The 22,230-nt window shown below is 38.9% G+C and carries 18 protein-coding genes and 2 pseudogenes; 13 read left to right on the top strand and 7 right to left on the bottom strand.

Features of this window, described 5'->3' with window-relative positions; translation table 11 throughout:
• Positions 1-37: 37 nt before the first annotated feature.
• Positions 38-850 (top strand): rhomboid family intramembrane serine protease, encoded by an 813-nt coding sequence (locus tag I6L31_RS15725; RefSeq protein WP_005003380.1) that lies wholly within the window; start codon positions 38-40, stop codon positions 848-850.
• Between the two features lie 32 nt (positions 851-882).
• On the opposite strand, the gene I6L31_RS15720 is transcribed toward I6L31_RS15725, so the two are convergent.
• Together I6L31_RS15720 and I6L31_RS15715 are read right to left on the bottom strand one after the other, a co-directional pair.
• Positions 883-3,348: an ABC transporter permease gene (locus I6L31_RS15720; RefSeq protein WP_005003379.1), complete on the bottom strand. Its 2,466-nt coding sequence runs from the start codon at positions 3,346-3,348 to the stop codon at positions 883-885.
• Positions 3,345-4,082, bottom strand: coding sequence for an ABC transporter ATP-binding protein (locus I6L31_RS15715; protein WP_005003376.1), 738 nt, complete (start codon positions 4,080-4,082; stop codon positions 3,345-3,347). The genes I6L31_RS15720 and I6L31_RS15715 overlap by 4 nt, the downstream gene beginning before the upstream one ends.
• Positions 4,083-4,175: 93 nt before the next feature.
• Between I6L31_RS15715 and I6L31_RS15710 the strand changes: the two genes are divergently transcribed.
• Positions 4,176-4,763 (top strand): arylesterase, encoded by a 588-nt coding sequence (locus I6L31_RS15710; protein ID WP_005003374.1) that lies wholly within the window; start codon positions 4,176-4,178, stop codon positions 4,761-4,763.
• Positions 4,764-4,798: 35 nt separating this feature from the next.
• Here the strand turns inward: I6L31_RS15710 and I6L31_RS15705 are convergent, their stop codons facing one another.
• Positions 4,799-5,413 (bottom strand): carbonic anhydrase, encoded by a 615-nt coding sequence (locus I6L31_RS15705; RefSeq protein WP_010588747.1) that lies wholly within the window; start codon positions 5,411-5,413, stop codon positions 4,799-4,801.
• Positions 5,414-5,733: 320 nt separating this feature from the next.
• On the opposite strand from I6L31_RS15705, the gene I6L31_RS15700 reads away from it, so the two are divergent.
• Together I6L31_RS15700 and I6L31_RS15695 are read left to right on the top strand one after the other, a co-directional pair.
• Positions 5,734-6,783 (top strand): alpha/beta fold hydrolase, encoded by a 1,050-nt coding sequence (locus tag I6L31_RS15700; RefSeq protein ID WP_005003372.1) that lies wholly within the window; start codon positions 5,734-5,736, stop codon positions 6,781-6,783.
• A gap of 177 nt (positions 6,784-6,960) precedes the next feature.
• Positions 6,961-7,956 carry a hypothetical protein gene (locus I6L31_RS15695; protein ID WP_005003370.1) on the top strand — a complete coding sequence of 332 codons (996 nt, stop codon included), beginning with the start codon at positions 6,961-6,963 and terminating at the stop codon, positions 7,954-7,956.
• 57 nt (positions 7,957-8,013) lie between these two features.
• Here I6L31_RS15695 and I6L31_RS15690 read toward each other — a convergent pair.
• A pseudogene (locus I6L31_RS15690) lies at positions 8,014-8,946 on the bottom strand (IS5 family transposase).
• 29 nt (positions 8,947-8,975) lie between these two features.
• Here I6L31_RS15690 and I6L31_RS15685 point away from each other — a divergent pair.
• The 4 genes and pseudogenes from I6L31_RS15685 to gspG all read left to right on the top strand — a co-directional run bounded on the left by I6L31_RS15685 (position 8,976) and on the right by gspG (position 11,030).
• Complete coding sequence (locus tag I6L31_RS15685) at positions 8,976-9,713, top strand: polymorphic toxin-type HINT domain-containing protein (RefSeq protein WP_005003368.1); 738 nt, start codon at positions 8,976-8,978, stop codon at positions 9,711-9,713.
• Positions 9,714-10,058, top strand: a complete 345-nt coding sequence (locus I6L31_RS15680) for a DUF3969 family protein (protein ID WP_005003366.1) — start codon at positions 9,714-9,716, stop codon at positions 10,056-10,058.
• Between the two features lie 174 nt (positions 10,059-10,232).
• A complete protein-coding gene (locus tag I6L31_RS15675) occupies positions 10,233-10,670 on the top strand; it encodes a DUF6334 family protein (protein WP_005003363.1) in 438 nt (145 codons plus the stop codon).
• A 3-nt stretch (positions 10,671-10,673) separates the two neighbouring features.
• Positions 10,674-11,030 (top strand): annotated as a pseudogene (gene gspG / locus I6L31_RS15670) (type II secretion system major pseudopilin GspG).
• A 53-nt stretch (positions 11,031-11,083) separates the two neighbouring features.
• On the opposite strand, the gene I6L31_RS15665 reads toward gspG, so the two are convergent.
• From I6L31_RS15665 to nfuA, 3 genes are all read right to left on the bottom strand, one after another.
• Entirely contained in the window at positions 11,084-13,153 is a 2,070-nt protein-coding gene (locus I6L31_RS15665) for a TonB-dependent receptor domain-containing protein (protein ID WP_005003358.1), read from the bottom strand.
• 210 nt (positions 13,154-13,363) lie between these two features.
• Complete coding sequence (locus tag I6L31_RS15660; RefSeq protein ID WP_005003355.1) at positions 13,364-15,508, bottom strand: TonB-dependent receptor domain-containing protein; 2,145 nt, start codon at positions 15,506-15,508, stop codon at positions 13,364-13,366.
• Between the two features lie 187 nt (positions 15,509-15,695).
• A complete protein-coding gene (gene nfuA, locus I6L31_RS15655) occupies positions 15,696-16,334 on the bottom strand; it encodes a Fe-S biogenesis protein NfuA (protein WP_005003352.1) in 639 nt (212 codons plus the stop codon).
• 162 nt (positions 16,335-16,496) lie between these two features.
• Here nfuA and I6L31_RS15650 point away from each other — a divergent pair, with 162 nt between their 5' ends.
• The 5 genes from I6L31_RS15650 to I6L31_RS15630 all read left to right on the top strand — a co-directional run bounded on the left by I6L31_RS15650 (position 16,497) and on the right by I6L31_RS15630 (position 22,174).
• A complete protein-coding gene (locus I6L31_RS15650) occupies positions 16,497-17,114 on the top strand; it encodes a rhomboid family intramembrane serine protease (protein ID WP_035272011.1) in 618 nt (205 codons plus the stop codon).
• A 187-nt stretch (positions 17,115-17,301) separates the two neighbouring features.
• On the top strand, positions 17,302-18,984 hold the full coding sequence (locus I6L31_RS15645; RefSeq protein WP_005003349.1) for an arylsulfatase: 1,683 nt from the start codon (positions 17,302-17,304) through the stop codon (positions 18,982-18,984).
• Positions 18,981-19,982 (top strand): SUMF1/EgtB/PvdO family nonheme iron enzyme, encoded by a 1,002-nt coding sequence (locus tag I6L31_RS15640; protein ID WP_005003345.1) that lies wholly within the window; start codon positions 18,981-18,983, stop codon positions 19,980-19,982. Before I6L31_RS15645 ends, I6L31_RS15640 begins: the two co-directional genes overlap by 4 nt.
• 148 nt (positions 19,983-20,130) lie before the next feature.
• Positions 20,131-21,663, top strand: coding sequence for a hypothetical protein (locus I6L31_RS15635; RefSeq protein WP_005003344.1), 1,533 nt, complete (start codon positions 20,131-20,133; stop codon positions 21,661-21,663).
• 142 nt (positions 21,664-21,805) lie between these two features.
• The gene (locus I6L31_RS15630; RefSeq protein WP_005003343.1) at positions 21,806-22,174 is read left to right on the top strand and encodes a DUF1090 family protein; all 369 of its coding nucleotides are present in this window, start codon (positions 21,806-21,808) and stop codon (positions 22,172-22,174) included.
• Positions 22,175-22,230 lie beyond the last annotated feature (56 nt).

Raw genomic sequence — 22,230 nt, 5'->3', positions numbered from 1 at the left:
TAAACTAAGCATTATTGATATATAACAAAAGCATATCATGTCTGAATATAGTCCTCCGCAAGTAAATCGTAAACTTGAAGTCAATCTATGGTGGATTACCGCAGTTTTAATCGCCATGAATGTGGGTTTATATGGCTGGCAAGTGCTATCAGGTGTCGATGCCACCAGCCCGACAACAGCCGATGCCATCCGTTGGGGTGCAGACTTCTCGCCCCTGACTTTTCTGGAACAACCACAACGTTTATTTACCAGTATGTTCTTCCATTTTGGACTGGTACATCTGATGCTGAATATGTGGGCGCTGTATATTTTTGGCAGTATTGCAGAACAAATGCTCGGGCGTTTTTATTTTATCGGGTTGTATCTATTGGCAGGACTGATGGGCAGTTTGCTCAGCAGTTACGTCACTATTCGTGACAGCTATGCATTACTTGAGCATTTTGATCCAACTTTACTTCCTCATGTTGGCGCAGGTGCCTCTGGGGCAGTCATGGGACTTGGCGCAGCACTCACCATTTTGGCCTTGTTGCCTGCTTTACCCGATCAGCGTTTTATTTTAGATAAAAAATCTTTAGTCATGGTCATGGCAATTAACCTTGCCTTTGGTTTCATTGCAACTGGAATTAATAATGCCGCTCATATTGGCGGGATGATCATGGGCGCTTTACTGGCAACGATTTGGTATATCAGCCAAAAGATACATCAAGCAAATCTAGGCGCAGTGGTTGGATTGATCATCGGAGCGGTGCTGTGTGTCTTATTTTATCAATACTGTGTCAGTCTGATTCCACCGATTGAGCCACTTTGGCAAGAAATTTTAACGCAAATGAAAAGCCAGCTGGGTTTATAGCTGGCTTTTTATGGTTTGATTTTACTTAAAGTTTAAGATTGGTTGATTTCTCTTAAGCTTTGTAAAGGTGGAATATCACATAGATAACTAAGTCGATATCGTCCAATCAAGGCACAAATCAGCATCATGGCAACAGGTAAAATCAGCCAGATTTCAGGATGCCATTGTAGCGCAATGTTCATTTTATAGCTGGCAATGGCACTGATAATTTCAGCGAAGAAGCAGGATACTACCCCTGCAATTAAACCGATAAAGCCGATTTCCAAACTCAACATATGTTTAAGTTTTGACTTGGATAATCCAAAGGAACGCATCAATGCCACTTCTCGACGGCGTTCATCCATGAGTAGATTCAAACACGCCACTAAGACCAAAATCCCAGACAGCCCAACCAATATTGCCAATACCGTAATCACTTGAACCAATACGCTGACCAGTCTTTTAATTTCATCCAGTATCAAACTGACATCAATAAAGACAGTGTTAGAAAAACGTTGAATCACCTGAATCAATTGCGTCTTATCCTGTGGTGGAACATAAAAACTACCTAAATAACTTCCTGCATTTTCATCCATGCTGTGTGGTGAAAAAATAAAGAAAAAATTCGGACTAAAACTTTCCCACTCTACACTTCGTAAGTTGATGACCCGCGCAGATAACGTCCCTTCTGGCAAATTAAATGTCAGCTTGTCTCCGACTTGTATGCCTAATTCTTCAGCGAGTTTAGCCTCAACTGAGACTTGATTGACCTGATTAAATAAGGGTTGACCTTGTGTAATGACATTGTCCTTTGGCAAGGCCTCTGCCTGAGTCAGATTTAGCTCACGACGTAAAGAATTATTGTGTTGAATCAAGTCGGCTGCAAAGGGCTGATCATTTTTGGCAACTAACCTTCCCCGAATATTCGGATATAAAGGCGTACTATGCCAGCCATTGTGTTCAATTTGTTGCTTAAACTCAGGCATATCAAAAGGCGGCAAGCCATACACAAATTGATTTGGCGTTCCTTCTGGTAATTGTTGTTGCCAACGCTGCAATAGATCGGTGCGTAATACAGTTAATACGGTAATTAAACTTAAGCCCAAAGCCAGTGCGGTAATCTGTAAACTGGTGTGCGCTGGTGTCCGTATATACACTGAAAATCGATTTTTGAGTTGCTTAAAAAATTTTAACAGACTCCAAACAATCCCATATAGAATCGCGCTCAGTAAGAGTATCGCTGCCAGCATCAGACCACTCAGTTGAATATTTTCACTCAACACCATACTAAACACCGCTAAACTCAACACACCTGCTAAAAACATAAAGGCAAATGATCGTTTGGAACGTGTTTCCTGACGAATCACTCGAATTGGAGGCGTATTTAGTAACTCCCAGATACTCGGCAAGATAAATCCGGCCATCACTACGATACTGGTGAATATCGCAATCGGTAATGGGCCGAACAAAAATGCAATCACTGAAAAACTTAACTCGAGTTGCGGAATCAACTGCAACATCAGTTGTAATAAGCCATAGCCAAGTCCCACGCCTAATAATGAGCCAATCAAAATTGAAATGAGACTGACTACAGCCAATAATCCAAGATATGCCCAGACGATCTGTACACGAGTTGCCCCGAGACAACGCATCAAGGCAATGTGATCCTGATTTTGTTGGACATAGCGCTGACTGGTTAAAGCAATGGCGATACCACACAGCAAAATCGTTAAAATATTGGTCAACTGTAAAAACGTATCCAGATTTTCAATCGGTTTCATCAAACGTGTATTGCCTTGAGCAGCGTTACGCAGCCTTAAGCTCGATTCTGGATCGGCCTCTGTATCATCCTGAACATGATGTTGCGCTTTAAATTTTTTTTCAAAATTTTGAATATTTTCAGGCAAACCAGACATTAGCAACCGATATTCAATCCGACTACCGACTTGAATCGCATTGGTTTTGGCAATATCTGATTGGTTAATCATGACAGTGGGAGAAAATCCAGAAAAGCCCAATTCCTGATTGGAATCATGCTTAATCACACCCGCAACTTTAAATGCACCATCTGCGATAAAGACCTGCTCACCCAATTTGACCTTAAGCAAATCCATTGCGCGTGGACTTAACCAGATTTCACCAGATTTGATCTGCTTTGCCTCGGGTTCAATCTGTAATTTTCCACGTAACGGAAAGTGTGTATCAATGGCTTTAACATTGACCATGACAAATTGATCATTCGTTCGTGCCATTGAGCTAAAAACAGTGACATTAGATTGCTGAAAGTTTTCAGTAGTTGCTTGTTGCTTCCATGTATCTGCAATGGGTTCATTGTCAGAAAGAACTAAATCGGCTGCTAGCATTTCAGCAGCTTGTAAAGTCACAGCATTTTGGATCTGATCATTACTAAATTTAAGTGCAGTGGTTGCACTGATGGCAAGTGACAAGGCAATGATGAGTAAATAAATACCGCCCGACCGAAAACTTTGGATAAATAAGGGTTTAAGCAATGCACTCATGTCCCATCCTCCATCTGATCAACTGGATGAGAGGATTCTTGGGCAGAGACTTGATCTTCAAATAATTTACCATCGATCAGTTGTAAGCGACGCTGGCACATTGCTGCCAGCTTGGCATCATGCGTGACCAAAATCAGTGTCGTGCCTAATTCACGATTCAGTTCAAATAACAGGCTCTCAATGTCTTGTGCAGTTTGACCATCCAGATTTCCTGTTGGTTCATCGGCAAAAATAATTTTAGGTGATGCAATTAAAGCACGTGCAATGGCTACACGTTGCTGCTCACCACCCGATAATACTTTGGGGGTTTGCAGCGCTTGGCGCTCTAATCCTACTCGTTTTAACCAAGACAAGGCTTTTTCTTCAGCCTGCTGATAATCAAACTTTGGCTGCAAACGTAAAGGCAGCATCACATTTTCTAGGGCACTCAAATGTGGTAACAGTTGAAAAGACTGAAATACAAAACCAATATTTTCCAGACGAACTTTTGCTCTTGCTTCTTCACTCAGTTGATGTACGGCTTGCTCACAAACCCATACCTCGCCTGAACTCGGCTGATCCAATGTTGCCAACATCCCTAAAAGAGTGGATTTTCCTGACCCCGAACGCCCAGTAATTGCAACTTGCTCACCTGCATAAATATCGAGATTGATATCATTTAAAATAGTTAATATTTTGTTATTAAATTGAATGGATTGTGTCAGTTGATGGGCAGAAATAATCGGTTGTGGCATGATGGTCATTATCCTGTCTGATGCAATGATCGGTCATTTTTTAATATGCAAATTTTAAAACGCTTGTTCAAACCCAAAACTGTAAAATACTACATGGTTGCTACGCTCAGTCTGATCCCTTTTGCCATAGAGGCAAAAACCATTTTGATTGTGGGAGATAGCATCAGTGCAGGTTATGGAATCAATCATGAACAAGGCTGGGTTCAATTATTGCAAAAACGTCTTGACCAACAGTATCCGAAACAGCATAAAGTGGTCAATGCAAGTGTGAGTGGTGAGACCACCAGCGGTGCGCTGGCTCGAATGCCAAAACTACTACAAAGTTATAAACCTGATGTGGTCGTCATCGAATTGGGTGGTAATGACGCATTACGCGGTCAACCGCCTCAAATGATCCAAAAAAATTTGGGGCAACTGGTACAACAGAGTCAGCAAGCCAACGCGAAAGTAATATTATTTGGTATGAAAATTCCGCCTAACTATGGCACAGCTTATAGCCAAACCTTTGAAAATAATTATAAAGTGATCAGTCAACAATACAAAATCAAACTACTGCCTTTCTTTATGCAAGGCATCGCGGGACATAAAGATCTGATGCAAAATGACCAGATTCACCCGAATGCCAAAGCACAAAGTATTTTATTGAATAATGCCTACCCATATATTAAAGGCGCGTTATAACGCGCCTTTAACTCAATTAAACATCTATAGGATGCTTAAAAATCAAAAAAAGTCACTTCACCTGTTTCCAGTGAATATTCTGCACCGACCACGATCATTTTGCCCTTTTCGATCAGGTGTTCAAGTACAGCAGAACCATGACGCAGTTGATTCACAGAAGCAAACACATTGGAACGAACCGCATGCATACATAACTTTGCATGGTCGTGTTTTAGATCAGTTTGCAGCAAAATTTCAACGGAAGGACGGACTCGATTGACAATTGACATCAAGTTGTCAGATGGCGGATGATCTGGATTCATCAACGTATCGACCGTGGCTTGAATTGCCCCACAGTGACTATGACCTAACACCACAACCACGGCACAATCATAACGTTCAGCCGCGAACTCCACACTTCCCACTTGTGACGGTGCAACAATATTGCCTGCCACACGGATCACGAACAAATCACCTAGCCCTTGATCAAAGACAATTTCAGCAGGGACACGCGAATCAGAACATCCCAAAATAATGGCAAATGGATTTTGGTCTTGAGCCATATCGGTACGTTCTTGATGTGATAATAATTTGCGGTGAGTCACTTCACCTGTTGCAAATCTCTTATTACCCGCTTTAAGACGTTCAAGCGCTTCCTGAGCAGTGATCATTTGTTTTGCCATCAAATAATGAGTTCAAAATAGTGTAATAAGCTAAACTCTGAAAGTCACTGACAAAAACTAAACTATGACAATCTTTCTCCATTTTGATATTTTTTTAATCAATTTAAGATAATGACTTGTTGTCTATAAATTTATTTACATTTTATTTCGATAATAATACGACCTATTTAACATTTTTTGAGTCTAAGCAGTTGACCAAATTGACTATAATTCTCCTAGATTTTTTTTAGCAGCAAATGACGGATACAAAGCCTTTATTTCATAATATAAAGACTCAAAACGTCAGCAACTTTCAAGGATGAAGTTAAATGACTTTCCGTATTCCTCACATTAACTTTTTCTATACATGGGCATTTGCTATGAGTATATGTATGGGACTATTTGTTGGTGGAAGTTTACAAAATGCTCAAGCCGCAGACTGTCATTTTAATTTACATGATGAACTGCAACAGCAACGTAACTGGGCTGGCTTAAAAACCAAAAGCTTAAAAGTAGATGATATTACTTGGGTCTATAGCGAAGGCGGTGCATCAAATAAACCAACGATTTTATTGATTCATGGTTTAGCAGGCAGCCGTGATAACTGGAATTCAATTGCCAAAGTATTAACCCCTTATTATCACGTGATCATTCCTGATCTGCCTATGGCGGGCGATACCATCGTTCCAAAGGATTTTGATTTATCTGTACCCAATGTCACTGAGAAACTTCGACGTTTTACCGAAGCTGCACATGTGTCCAATCAGATTAATATTGTCGGGCATTCGGTTGGCGGTTCAATTGCTATGCTATATGCATCGCAATATGCGTTTGACACACAAAGTCTATTTCTCATCAGCAGTGCGGGCGTTTATCATTCCGCCAATACTATTTACCTGAAAGATCCAACTTATCTCAAACAATTGATTGTTTCCAAGAAAGGCGATCTGAATTATGTGCTGAATCAAGTCATGTATCATCAGCCATTTTTGTCCAATGATTATAAAAATGCGTTGGAACAAAATTTAATCACCCATGCACAGGAAACCAGTAAAATTGTCGATCAACTGGTAGCACTTAAACGTCTATATACACCAGATACATTTTCAGTTTTAGCTCGCTCGATTGAAGCGCCCACCTTAATTTTATGGGGTGCAGACGATAAAATTGTCAATGTTGAAGCCGCGGGTGAATTAAAGAAAATGTTGAAACGTGCCGAAGCACCGATTATTTTAAATCATGTCGGACATATGCCAATACTGGAAGCGGATCAATTGGTTATTCAATACTACTTGCCTTTTTTGGAAAAAACCCAAAAACAAAAAAATCCACTAACCGATCCTTTAGTGTCTCTAGGTAGACATTCCGTTTCCGATTAAAACAATAGATAAATCACTAGACTTGTTTCATCATTGTTTAAACCCTCTTTATTTTTCTCCTACAGGGAGAAATAAAAGGGAGTTATGAAAAAGTCTACTACACATTAAAAGTTAAACATGCAGAGATGATTTTTAAAGTAAAGTGTTTAAAACTCAGACATTCAATTTAGAGATATTATGAGCAACCCGATCATTGACCAATTAATAGAAGCACAGCTTGATTTTCTGGATCAGGAGTTTTCTCAAAAAACGACGATTCAGTCTGAGTTTTCTGAATTTTATCATTGGTTTAGAAAGCAACAATTAAAAGATTTATGGTCATTTGAACAAATTTATCATTTGATTCAAACGCAAATTTTAGATACTGCTGCAAGTCCCTTTTTAATCGAGCAAATTACCGAACATATTCGTTTTGCCTTGATTCATCCAAGCAATGATCAGACAACGATTGAAGATATTATCCCTGTGGTAACGATTGACCATATCGCCCAATATGTGGCGAGTAAAAGCGAACACCGTAAAGCACTGATTAAACGCATTACCAATAATCCTGCGTTTTCAACCATGGTGACGCAGCTCATCCAACATTCCATTCAGGATTATCTGGATAATTCCCTCATGAATAAAAAAGTTCCCGGTGTTGGACGTTTTATGAAAATGGGAAAATCTGTACTTGAATCTGTAACCGACTCCAATCTGGATGACACAGTCGCTAATTATTTACAAAAGAATATTATTAAGTTAAGTCAGCTGAGCGAAACAGTACTGAATCAGCATTTTAATGATGAAAAGCTTTATCAATTTCAGGCGAATTTATGGCACAAGATCAAAAAATTACCTGTAAATGTTGTGCGTAATTATATTGAAGTCAATGACTTGCCTAAAACTGTGGGAATGGGTCATGAAATCTGGGAACACATCCGCCAGACCGATTATTTAAAACAACAAGTGCATGATGGTGTCTATGCATGGTACGCACGTAATCAGGAACGTTCTTTTGATTTGTTGTTACGCGATATAAATATCAATGAAGAACTGATTCAGAATCAACTGACCGAATTATTAACCCCCATTATTCAGGAAATGGTTCAATCCAAACATTTGCGTGAACGTGCACGACATTATTTGGAAAAGTTTTATTATTCTGAACAGGTTAAAAATATTTTTAAATGATTACGGCTTTGTTGCAAAAAAGGTTTGAAAGATAATGCTGCCCTAAGTGAGCTAAATTCAAGGGACAACTTGGGTATGAGGGCGACCTAATTCTGTGAATTTATTCAAAACTGCTACACGTGCATGAACCTCATTCACCTGACTAGGAAAACTCCTTGCTGTTAATTTATCGCCTAATAATTTGATGCAATGCATTTTGGTTTCCACTAAACTTCGACGATGATAACCAGACCATTTTTTCCAAAGTGACCTACCTAACCGTTTGACTGTTTTTAATAAGTCATTCCTCTCTAAATATCTCAATTTCTTATCTTTCCGAGGCTTTGCATTCTTCCTAGGTAGAATGACTGCATGTGCAGCTCGATCTAAAATGACTTGTCGGCAGTGCTTTGTGTCATAAGCACCATCTGTATAGACTGAATCAATTCGTTCATCCAACGGAATTTGATCAAGCAAATCACCAAGCACCTGTGAATCACTCACATTGTTTATTGTGAACTGAACTGCTCGTATTTGAAGGGTCTTAGCATCTATATCTATATGCAGTTTGCGCCATTGGCGACGATATTCAGGCTGATGTTTCTTACACTTCCATTCGCCTTCACCTAAAAATTTTAACCCTGTAGAGTCGACGAATAGGTGTAACCTATCACGACTTTTCTGATAGCTTATCGCAATATCAATATGCTTTTGTCATTTACAGAGGGTGGAGTAATCTGGTGCTGTCCAATTCAAACCACAGAGTTTAATCAGGCTTTGAGCAAAGCCAGTGACCATACGTAAAGAAAGACGGAATAGAGATTTGATCATTAAACAGCTTTGAATCGCTGTGTCGGAATAAATTTGATTTCGTCCATGCTTGCCTTGTGGCTGTTCATACCATTGGGTCTTGGGATCAAACCAGATTGAAATATTCCCTCGCTTGATTAAAGCTTGGTTATACGAGGACCAATTGGTTGTACGGTAGATTTTAGGAGCAGGCTTCTTCATCTGGAAATTATATTGCTGAAGAAGCCTTCATGAATAGCTTTATGCAACAAAGCCGTGCTTACTTAAAATCCTTATATCCTTGCGGGTGCTTTGATGACGACACACCAGTCTTAACAAAAGATGGTGCAAAACGTATTGTTGAAATTAAAGAGGGTGATCTAGTTCTTGCTCGAAATGAAGAAACTGGTGAAATAGCTTATAAGCCCGTTAAGCGCGTATTTGTTGTACCGAACCGTCGTATTTATTTGCTTAAAACAATTGATAGTACTGGTAAAGAAAATACAATTGAAGTTTCTGATGATCATCCATTCTGGGTAGTAGACAAGAAATGGGTGGAAAGTATTGACCTTAAAGTAGGTGATCAACTTTTAGATGCAAATAATCAAGTTCATAAAGTTGTTTCATTTACTGAAACAGATAGAGTAGAAACCACTTATAATTTGGAAGTTGAGGGCTATCACACATATTTTGCAGGTGACGCAAATATGTGGGTACATAATTGTAATTTAAAAAATGTGTATAATGGTATCAAAAATGCACCTAATTATCCTGCAGGATTTAAAGCCATTCAGGATGGAAAAACATTTAATACAGTTAAAAATCAAGATGTTCTAAAAGGCCTAAGAGAACATGAAGCTGGTGTTTGGAAAAAAGTATATTCAGATGGATATGCCTCAAATGGTGCGAAGGTATCTATCCATTATTTCCAAAGTCAGTCTGGAAAGGTTTTTGATGTTAAAGTGAAAAATGGTTGGAGTAATAAATAAATGAATGAGTTCGGAAAAATTGATTTGGAAAAGTTAATTTTAATAGTTAATTTGGGTGTTTTACACTCTTTAAGAAACAATTATATAGATATAAATGAGGCTGAATATTTTTTGTATACGCCGTATATGCTTAGACTCTTGAAGGAAAATAATTATTCTATTGATTTAATTAATATGATTCATAAGGGGACTGAGCTAGAAGATCTTAAGGGATTAAATATTGATTTTAAAAATGAAGTTGAAAAAATGTTTGAAGAATGTGAGGAGATGATCAAAAAAATTCCCAAGGTTAGTTTTGAATGTGAAAAATGGTATGATCAAAATTTATTTGATAAATATGACTGATCAGAGGTTGATGTAAGAATGTTGATAATAAAATCACATGGATGTGATTGTATTTTTTAGTTAGATTTAGACTTCCTTGAAAGAGGTTTGTGAAATATTAATTGATGTATGTCTAAAGATTTAGATGCCGCATTAAATTTAATTAAACAAGAAAAAAGAAGGTGAAATAATATTATGGAAAGTAATATTTTTGATGTTGTCAAAGATAATGTTGAAATTAGAAAAATTGATAGTGTTTATTTGATAGGTAATGAGCATGCCGATTCTAAGAATTTCGTTGAAAGCATAATATTCGAAATTAATAATAAGTTTTGGATTATTACTGTAAATAATGATTTTGATGAAGTTGAGTTAAAGATACTACCTCATTTAATGGAAGATTTTAGTCCAGAGAGATGTTTGGATAATCTGTCAAATTTAAAAGGTTTAGAAATAGGAACAATGTTTGCGATAATAAATGAAAGAGGATATACCGATGGCATTAAATTAAGTCTCTACAATCATTCAGAACCTGAAAATAATCCCTTTTTTGCAGTATTAACAATAGTAGCATTAGCTTCTGGACTACACTATGAATTAAGACAGACAGGTATTGATACATATTTGATTTAGTGGATGAAAATGTATAAACGATTTCCAAGAAATAATGGTTTCACTCTTCTAGAGCTAATGATTGTTCTAGTCATCATCGGTTTGCTAGCGGGTATAATTGGGCCAAATTTATTTAAAAACTTGGAAAAGTCTGAGAAAACTACGGCTAAGTCGCAAATTGATGCATTGACTAAGGCAATTGACCAATATCGTCTTGATAATGGCTCATTTCCAGATAATGGTTGTGGTTTAAATGCTTTATTAACTGCTCCTTCGGGAGCAAATTGATGGAATGGACCTTATATCAAAAAGATACCTTCTGATCCTTGGGGGATGACTTATCACTGTCTCAGTTTAAGAAAAGTGGACAGATTGACCTAAAAAGCCGCTGATGCGGCTTTTTAGATGGCAATGACAAGATTGGGATGCGAGGATTAGAAGTTGGCTACGAAACTAATGCCATAACGACGACCATCAAGCAACTGGTCACCATCAGCATTTTCTGCTTTTTCATTTAACAGGTTGTATACACCAAATTTACCTTTCAGATTTGAGGTAAATTGATAGTTAAAACCAACATCTAAAAACTCATAGCCAGGATTTGGATTAGACATTGATGTGCGGCTTAGATATGCAGAAGTTTCGCCGCGATAATGCAAACGTGACCAGATATTTAAAGCATCATTAATGTCGTAATCAACCGTAATATTAAACATATGTTCAGGCATTTCGTTTAAAGGACGACCTTTAAATTCACCCGATTTAATTTCTGTATCTGTGAAAGTATAGTTTGCACTTACAGTCATATACTCGTTCACATCTGATTCTACAGTCGCTTCGATCCCTTTAAGTTCCGCTTTATCAACATTGATACGGTCACTAATAAAATAAAATGGTATCGCACCTTCAGCACATTTCCACGCAGCAACATTATTTCGGTTGGTTGTAGAGCCATCTGTATCTGTTTCACAGGTACGAACTTCGGTAATTTTATCTTTAAACTGAGTGATATACCCTGTTAGTGATGCTCGAAGATAATCATTTTTCCAGTTAAGTCCTAGCTCTGAAGATACACTACTTTCTGGATCAAGCTCTGGATTGGCACGAATGATACCGCGTCCTGTAGGTGTTGGAGAACCACCACCACCTGTGACGCTATAGAAACCTTCCGTTGCTGAACGAATGTCAGGTTGTTTATATCCCGTGGAAACGCCACCTTTTAATGATAAGTTATCATTGAAGCTATACACACCATATAGGCGCGGCGAAAGATTTCCTTTGTAGTTTTCATCATAATCATAACGTAAACCACCTGTGAGATTAAAACGATCGGTCATACTCCAAGTATCTTCCAAAAATACAGCAGCAGACCAACGCGTCAGTTCACTAAAAGTTGGAATGTTTGGATTACGGTTAGTCGCCTTGTCATTTAATGATTCATCTTTATAGTAAGCACCAAAAGATAAAACATGATCGGCTAAAGTCCAGTTCCATTGGTTATTGAACGTCCAAGTCTCTAGTTCTATACCTTTAGTGTCTAACGTAGTATTTTCACGGTCAGGATTTTTAGAATTTTCGTACTGTAAATACGTCGTGCTATTCAGGCTGTCTGTGTAACGCCCATTATGTGTAATCGAATAAACATCGCGATAATTGCGTGAAGATGAATCAGCGGCATTGGCTACAGCTTCCACTGTTTTTCCGACCGTCGATTTACTTTCTTGTTTAACAAAATTAGCATCTAAAGCAAGGTCATGATGATCATTAATCAAATAGGTTAAACGTGTATTTAAGCTTTCTCGTTCATTACCACGAAAACCACCGACATATTGGTCTTCTTCACGTTCTTGTTTATTAACATTGAGTTGTAAACCTAGCTTATTTGGAATAAGTGGTCCTGCAAGATAAACCGATCCATTTTTAATATCTCCAGCATCGCCTTGATCCTGAATGACCGTACCTAGCTCAACTGTACCTGTCCACTCATCACTTACTTTCTTAGTAATGATATTGATGACACCACCCATGGCATCCGTACCATACAACGTTGACGCAGGTCCTCGAATAATTTCGATACGTTCAATTGCCGCTATTGGTGGCAAGATATTTTTTTCAAATCCATTATCATCCCCATTAGGGTTTACATCTTTAGAATATTGACGTTTACCATCGACCAAAAATAGCGTGTAGTTTGATGACATACCACGGATACTGACCGTCTGAGCAGAACCTGAACCTGAAATGACCACCCCTGGCGTATTTCTAAGCACATCAGTTATATCGTTATATTCACGTTTATCCAGCTCTTCACGGCTAATGACGGTCATAGATGCAGGTGCTTTAGAGACGTCCTGTTCGTAACCTGTAGCAGTAACAACGATGGTCTCAAGTTTTACCTGTTCCGTCGGTTTGTTACTGATCGCACCATCTTGATTAATTTCAGTATTTGCAATAGCAGACATACTTGACAAAATTGATGCCGCTAAAAGTGAACGCCGAATCATTTCCCACCCCTTTTGATTTCTTAAAAACTTAAAATAAGCTTAAAACTCGCAGGCATTTTAGCAAACAAATTGTAAAATTCAATAAAAACGAGAATTATTATTATTAATGATTTAACCAACAATCAAATTATTTAGGAAATTTTAATAATAAATTTTAGGTAAAAAAAGACGCACGAGGCGTCTTTTAAGATTCTTAGATTAAATTAATTCTTAGAAACGATATGTCATTCCCACAAATGCTGATTGACCTTCCAAATAGTATCCAGAGGTACTTCGCGCTAACTTTTTGTTTAACAAATTATTCATACCTGCACGGATAGTGATATCGTCATTGACATCATAATTTGTCGCTAAACCCAAAACTGTATGGGCTTTTTGCAAAGTTGTATCTTTCGTAACTGTGGTTGAATATTGTTTTCCAGTATATTCTGCTAACAGGTTTACCGCCCAAGCATCATTAATAAGATAGTCTAAAGAGGAAGTCGCTGTTAATTCTGGAGTATTAATTAAGGCTGCACCTGTATCCAGATTTTTTGCTTCAAAGAAGTACGTTGCACTATTGGTCCATTTGAGTTGATCAGTCACAGGGATTGCTGCACTAAACTCTAATCCTTCTGTTCTTGCTTTTTGTATATTTCTGAGCTGAGTCCACCAAACACCATTAATTCGACCTAGCGGTGCATATTCAATTTTATTTTCAAAGTCTGTGTAGAAATAAGTCAGATTAATATCTGTACCAAAGCCTGTGTAATTCACTCCAATTTCATAGTTTGTGCTTTTTTCTGGTTGCAAATCAGCATTGCCCGCCATATAACAACCACCAGAAATGTATCCCATTGAAGCTAAAGAGGTACAACCATTACCTCCTGACTGCGTTGCAGCACCAGCAGTACTTTCTTTAATGGTAGGTGCACGAAAACCACTTGCTACTCCACCTTTAATCGCCCAATCTTCGCTTGGTAAATAGACCAGATAAGCTCTTGGACTATTATGATCCCCAAATTTTTCATCGTGGTCATAACGATTACCCAAGGTTAATTTAAATTTATCACTCAAATCTAAAGTATCTTCAATGAATACAGCCCATGTTTTACCTTCGAGCTTAGCATTACCAGCATAATCTGCACCATCATAGCTAGGTACTACGTTACCATTGGCATCTTTAATCGGTGTACCAATTGTATCTGTATTATTAAGCTCTGATCGACGCCATTGTCCGCCCACAGTTAACTTATTCGGTACAATGAGATTAAAAGGTAAATTGACCTGCCCTTCAACAATTGATTCATTGGATTTTGCGGTTAAGCCATCGCCAGATTGATCATAATCATTGTAATAAGCAGATAATTTTGAGGTAATTTCATGTCCCCATTTGCCATCCCAAGATGCCACATAACCTTGTTTTTCTAATTTATCAGCTCCCCAACTCTGATTTGTATTTTGACCAGTAATTGCTCCTGTTGCTCCATTTTGAGTAGTCACTCCTTTGGCTTTTAAATTCTTTTCGATACCGTAGGTCGCCTCCAACGATAAATCATGATTTTCATTTAATCGAAAGTTTAATTGGCTACCAAAATTATTATTAACGTAACCTGTTGTACCTTCAACATTATTTAAATTTGCATCACCACCTCTAGGAGGGCTGGTTACTGTGTAACCTTTATCAGATTCACGACGAATCTGACTCGCATTTAAACGCAATCCAACATTATCGGCTAATGGCCCACTCACCACAGCACCCGTTTGGAATGTACGACCTTTATCTCCAGATGTCGTTGGCTGGGTATAATTATAAGTTGCACTACCTGTCCAGTGATCCTGAATTTTTTTCGTAATGATATTGATTACACCCCCCATTGCATCTGAACCATAAAGAGATGACATTGGCCCCCGTACCACTTCAATCCGTTCAATCATATCTGGAGTAATCCAGTTTAGATCCTGTCTTCCTAAATCTGGACGATAATTGGTATCACGTGATGAACCAATCCGCTTACCATCAATCAATATCAGTGTGTAATTATCTGGTAAACCACGTAATTTTATTTTTGATCCGTCGCCATTTGTACTTAAACCACCTGTTACGCCTGGCACACGTTTTAATAAATCGGCCAGACTTGATACTGGACGTTTTTCTATTTCCTCAGCAGTAATCACAGAAATAGAGGCTGGAGCCTCCTTTAAATCGACTGCCTGACCACTAGCAGTTAAAACAATTTTTTCTAATTTTGCTGAATCTGTTTGTGTAGTACTTTGTTCAGCATTTACAGTGCTATCTTCCGCTGCATGAACCATTGAAAAAAGTGTCGCTGCAATTGCAGCCGAGAGAACTGTGCGTAATATAGGTTGAGACATTTTCATCCCCTATTTTAAGAAATATTAAAAGAAGCTTAAAAAAACGATTGCATTGTAACAATTCATATATAAAAAACAATACTAATGATAATAATTATCATTATTTTAATCTATTTTATTTATAAATCCGATTTTAGGCCAAAAAAAACCTCTAACGAATTAGAGGTTTTCTACATATTTCAAAACATTATTTGAAATATGCACCTTCCGACTGTGAATGGTCAGTTTGGTCTACGACACGCTGTAACTCAGGTATATGTTGACGTAAAGTAGTTTCAACACCTTGTTTAAGAGTCACATCAATTGCTGAACAGCCCTGACAACCACCACCAAATTTAAGTACAGCAGTTAAACCTTTTTCAGGATCATTTTGTACTTCTACTAAAGCACAATTACCCCCATGTCCTTCCAAACCAGGTTTAATCTCTGACTGAAGGATATAAGTAATACGCTCTTCAATCGATGCATCAGGCCCGACACGCGGCACTTTTGAGTTGGGCGCACGAAAAGTCAATTGACCACCAAAACGGTCTTTGTTGTAGTCAATCACAGCATCTAATAAATAAGGAATCGATGGCTGGTCGATATAAGCAGGAAATGCAGCATAATCTTGTTTATAGTCAGTCGGCACCACTTCATCAGGCGCACTATATGCCATACAACATTCAGCACGTGGAGTACCTGGATGCTCAACAAAAATACGAACGCCAATCCCTGGAGTATTTTGTTTGTCCAACAGATCACTTAAATACTCTTGTGCAGTTGGAGTAATCAAAAGGTTGGGAATTTCTTCTGCAACCACAGTGTTGGTGTTCTCAGTCGACATAATCATGATCCTCAAGCTGAAGCGCTTATTTTAACTGAAGATGCGGGAGAATTAAAAAAAATCAACCAAAATTGTCGGATTTATTCATAGGAAAATATGTGCTCTGTTGTTTTTTTAATGGCATTATGGCAGTTAACGTTAATATTATTTATAAATTTCACTATGTTTCATTTGCCTTTTAATCATACGATTACGCTTATCGCGATTACCGTGATTGTCTCCCTCATGGCCTTTTCCAACCAGAATATCATGAATCGTCTGATTTTCTGGCCGCCAGCCATGCAGCGTGGACAATATGACCGCTTTATTACCCATGGCTTTGTACATGCCGATGGGACTCATTTATTGTTTAATATGATTACCCTGTTTTTCTTTGGCAGTGTGATTGAAAGTTTTTATCGTCAGTTTTTTTACGATCTTGGCTTTGTACTGTTTTATCTGGGCGGTCTGATTTTTGCGATTTTGCCAAGTTATTTAAAACATAAAAATGATACCAATTGGGCAAGTTTAGGGGCATCGGGTGCGGTTTCAGCAGTACTTTTTGCCTATATCTTGTTTGAACCCTGGAAATTGATTTTGGTATTTTTTATTCCTGTGCCTGCGATTATTTTTGCAGTTTTATATGTGGGATATAGTGTCTGGTCAGGTAAACGCGGCAACAGTAATATCAATCACAGCGCGCATTTGTGGGGAGCGGCTTACGGTGTGGTGATGACCATCCTCTTAGAACCTCGTTTGATTCAGCATTTCTTAAATAAGCTGACTCAATTGCCTTTTTGATTGGACCTCTCTTTTTTTAATTTGATTTCTATCTTTTTGAAGCCCTTCGGGGCTTTTTCACAATCAGGAATGTAGTTATATCAAAAAATGTTCAGCATTATTTGTGCAGATGTTTCCCGAACTAATTATTTAAAAAATTAAAACGGTATGGTTAAGCTTAGTTGAATTTTACAATAATGCTTTAATCATGAAAAAACAACCACTTGTATTAAGCTTAAGTTTCATCTTTTTAAGTTTATCTTTGAGTGCGTGTCACGATAACAATGACACATCTGCGACATCTACGCCTGTGGTAGAAGCAAAAAAGCCAAACGTTTTGTTCATTATGGCAGATGATCTGGGTTATTCAGATATAGGGGCTTTTGGTGGAGAAATTCACACTCCGAATCTGGATGCTTTAGCCAATGAAGGCCGTTTATTGAGTGATTATCACACTGCTCCAACTTGTTCACCGACTCGATCACAACTGATTTCAGGCACAGATCATCATTTGGCAGGTATCGGAGCGATGGCTGAACTTACACCTAGCCATCTTAAAGGGCAGCCAGGTTATGAAGGTTACTTAAATGAACGTTCGCTATCGATTGCCGAAGTACTACGAGACAATGGCTATCGAACATATATTAGTGGAAAGTGGCATTTGGGGTTAACGCCTGAAACCAATGCACAAGCGCGCGGTTTTGATCACTCATTTACCTTGTTACAAGGTTTTGACTTGCACTTTAAGCGTACCCCAACAGGCTATAATCGCAATGCAACCTACACCGAAGATGGTCAAGTCATACCATTGTCTTCTTTGCCAGATAATTTCTTTTCAACCAACTATTACACCGACAAACTCATTGAATACTTAGACTCAGGCAAAAACTCTGGTAAGCCATTTTTTGCCTATGCAGCATATACAGCCCCACACTGGCCGATCCAAGCGCCAGCAGAATATCGTAATAAATATAAAGGGGTCTATGATGTAGGTTATGACGCCATTCGCAATGCACGCATCGCGAAACAAAAACAGTTAGGCATCATTCCAGCCAATTTTGTTCCCGCCGAACCTATTGCAACAGCAAATGCGCCTGCACAGTCTGGCCGATGGAGTGAACTCAGCCCAGAACGTAAGGCGCTTGAAGCGCGTAATATGGAAATCTATGCGGGCATGGTCGAAAATCTGGATGCCAACATTGGACGCCTGATTCAATATTTAAAAGCCAATGGTTTATATGACAATACCTTGATTTTCTTTGTGTCTGATAATGGTGCAGAAGGTTCAACAGGTAGCGCAAATGCAGGCGCTCAGGTGGATAATTCATTGACTGGTTTGGGTACAGATAATTCTTATACCTTTATTGGTCCTCGCTGGGCTGAAGTCAGTGCTGCCCCGTTTCATCTTTGGAAAAATACCGCAGGTGAAGGTGCAACCACCGCTCCAGCCATCGTAAAACTGCCGCACCAAAATAAGATACAACCGATTCATAACAGCTTTGCATCGGTCTTGGATGTATTCCCGACCGTTCTGGATTATGCCAATATCAATATTCCACAAGGTCAATATAAAGGTCGTAATATCAATACGCCAAGCGGGCGTTCGTGGAAAGCGGTTCTGGAAAATAAAGCAACGACAATTCGCCCTGAAGGATTCAGCTTTGCAGATGAACTACATGGGAATAAATATGCGAAACAAGGAGACTGGAAAATCGCATTACAAGGCAAAGCCAATCTTGGTACTGGAACATGGGAGCTATATAATCTGAAACAAGATCGTGGCGAAAATCAAAATCTGGCAAATACCTATCCAGATAAAGTTCAGGAATTGATTAAAGTCTATCAACAATACACGCAACAAAATGGTGTAAAGGAATACCTTGTTCAATGAAAGCGGTATTCCTTTCAATTTTAGGTTACAGCTTGTTACTGGCTGGCTGTAGCCAAACATCGCAACCTGTATTTCCTAATAAAACTAAAGATGACCCTACACCAGCATTATTAACACTTGGCTCAGTCTCAACCTGCAAAAATTATTCAGGATTGCCAGATCAATGGCGAAAGAATAATCACGCAGGTATGGTTTGGGTCGACTCGGGTACAGTCAATCTGGGTTCAAATCTGGCTTACCCCGATGAAATTAATTTTGGAGAAAAAAAGCGGCAGGTAGCTGGCTTCTGGATCGATCAGACTGAAGTCACAGTGGCACAGTTCGCAAGCTTTGTTCAAGCAACAGGCTATATCACTGATGCTGAACGACAAAAGCAGGCTGCGGTATTTTTACCCGATGCTAATCATCCACAACAATGGTGGCAGCTTAAATCTGGCTACACTTGGCAAAGGCCAAATGGACCACAAGCAGAAAAAGCATTACCCAACGAACCTGTCCGTTTTGTCACGAAAAATGATGCCGAACATTATGCTGTCTGGCTAGGTCGAGATTTACCGTCTGAAATAGAGTGGGAATATGCCGCCAAAGCAGGACAAACTCAAGATACCCCCTTGCACCAAGCCCCCATGGATCATCATCAACATCCCCAAGCCAATTATTGGCAGGGTGAGTTCCCATTTCACAATACAAAGCAAGATCAATTTGAGGGTATCGCACCTGTTGGGTGTTTTGCGGCAAATAATTTTCAACTCTATGACATGATTGGTAATGTATGGGAATGGACATCTTCGGTTTATCAGGGTGCGCATGATCAACACATGGGAGATTATCAACATCTGCGCCAAACCAATATACCCAGCCAGAACTTCGTGATTAAAGGCGGCTCATATTTATGTGCAGATAACTATTGCGCACGTTTTCGTAACAGTAGTCGCCATCCGCAAGAGTTTGATTTAGCCACCAGTCATGTCGGATTTCGTACCATCATGAGAGAATAATACAAAACCTCAGTATCTTAATTTACGAGTAGACACCAGATTTAACGCTTTCTTGCAATTTTGGTAGTTAATGCCAACCCTGAAAGTAAGTTGGCATAGATAATGTTTACATCTGTATATTAATGCCATTTAAAGTGAGTTTTTTTGCATGTCCAGTCCAATTGAAGGTTTGCAGTTCCCAGTCAATCCTGCAACTCAGAAGCCAAGTACTTCACAAACAGGCAAGGCAATTATCTCGGAAGCATTGTCTTTAGTGGATCATAAAATTTCTCAACAGGCTGCAAAAGAAAAAGACTGGCGTAAAAATTATCCGACCTATTTTAAGGCTTTGGTCGAACTGGGTATCGAAAAAACAGTCAACCCGATTACCATTGCAAAACAAGGCTTGCATAAAGCACATCATAGTTTTGAATTTTATCGAAATGGTGAGCAATACTTACTCAAAGATGTACCCCAGATACCTGATATTGCAGAATTTAATACAGTGATCATTAAAGGTGAAAGTCAGGAAAAACCTGAATGGTATGTGCCTTATCATGGTCAAAAACTACAAGGACAAGCGCTGCTAGATCAAATTTCAAATTGGGAACAGCGTGGAATCATTGAACCGAGTCATGCTACAGCATTAAGAGAAGTTCATGCACATCCAGAATGGTTCGATTTATCTGATCGTACTATGGTGCTTTTTGGGGCGGCATCTGAAGCGGGCCCCCTAACATGGCTTGCCAAATGGAAAGCGAATATTGTCGCGGTTGACTTACCCAATGCCAAAGTTTGGGAGAAAATATTAACCACCATCCAACAAGGCAATGCCACTCTCATTGCACCAAGTCTGAACCCTATCCATGATACAACCCCTTCTTATGACCTTAAGGACAAGCTGGGTGCAAATCTGTTGACGCAATTACCTGAAATTGCTGAATGGCTGATCAAATTTGAGCAAAGTCTGGATTTAGCGGCCATTGCCTATCTGGATGGTGAAAAACATGTCCGTGTTTCGATAGCAATGGATACGATTATGAGCTTAGTGAGTGAACGCAAAGCCAACACCAGTCTGATGTTTATGTGCACGCCGACTGATGTCTATGCGGTACCTAAAGAGGTTGTTGCGGCAGCACAGCAAAAATCTCTGGATCGCTCTAGCCTGCAAAAGTTACTGACCAAAGGGATTTCGACACTTTCTCTCAAACATTTTTTTGAAACCAACGATTCAAGTCTGATCACTTCTGATAATGGGAAAAAATATGGAATTGCAGATTGTTTAGTGCTTGAACAAGGACCGAACTATGCCTTGGCAAAGCGGATCCAGCAATGGCGAGCAACATTGGCGCGTCATCAAGGACAACGCGTGAGCATCAATATTGCACCCTCTACTACCACCCATTCAGTTACCAAGAATCCGTTGTTAAAAGCAGCATTTAATGGGGCGGATTTGTTTGATGTCGAAGCCTTTAGTCCAGAAACCACCAATGCAATTATGGCTGCACTTTGGGTTCATGACTTAAGAAATGATCAGGCTTTTGCCAACCCTGAAACGTCACTTGAACACCCTCTAGAGTTGATGATGGAAGGTGCTAATCATGGTGGATTGTGGCGCGTGGCTTATCTGGCAAGAACCGCTCTACCTTTTGCTGCAATTTATGGTTTTGTCAGTGATAAAATCCCTTTGAAAAAAGGATAAACAACACTGTTTTAAATGCCAATATTTATCGGATCAGACTTGATAAATTAGGCTTTAAGCATGGCAAATATGATTATTCCTAAACGTAAGTTTAATCAATTGCCATGTTTAAAGTTAATTTTATTTATACGGTTTTAGTCTGATGAATCATGTCCAAAAAGTAGTCGTTATTTTGACGACAATTATGATCGGGATCTCCCCCATCTATGCTGCACAAAATTGTGAAATTAAAAAACAAGAACTCAGCAATCAACTTCTTTATGCTGAAAAATATGCGAGTAGCTATCGGGTTGCAGGCTTAAAACGAGCCATTCAAAATGTTGATCGTTATTGCCAAGACGACACTCCTACTCAAATTAAAATGCAGCTACAAACTGAGCATAAAATTGAAAAACTCAAGGCCGAACTTTATAAAGCCCAACAAAATCAGGATACCCAGAAAGCATTAAAGAAACAACAAGAGTTAAATCAAGCGCTGTTTGAACTTGAGCAAATACAAACCACCAGTTAATACGGTGATTTGACTGCTTGATTTGAATAAATCCGAGCTAATACCTCGTCAATGAA

Source organism: Acinetobacter septicus (assembly GCF_019355975.1).
GTDB classification, from domain to species: Bacteria; Pseudomonadota; Gammaproteobacteria; order Pseudomonadales; family Moraxellaceae; genus Acinetobacter; species Acinetobacter ursingii.
The sequence above is the reverse complement of the archived record's forward strand: the minus strand, read 5'-3'. Positions and strand labels throughout refer to the sequence as shown.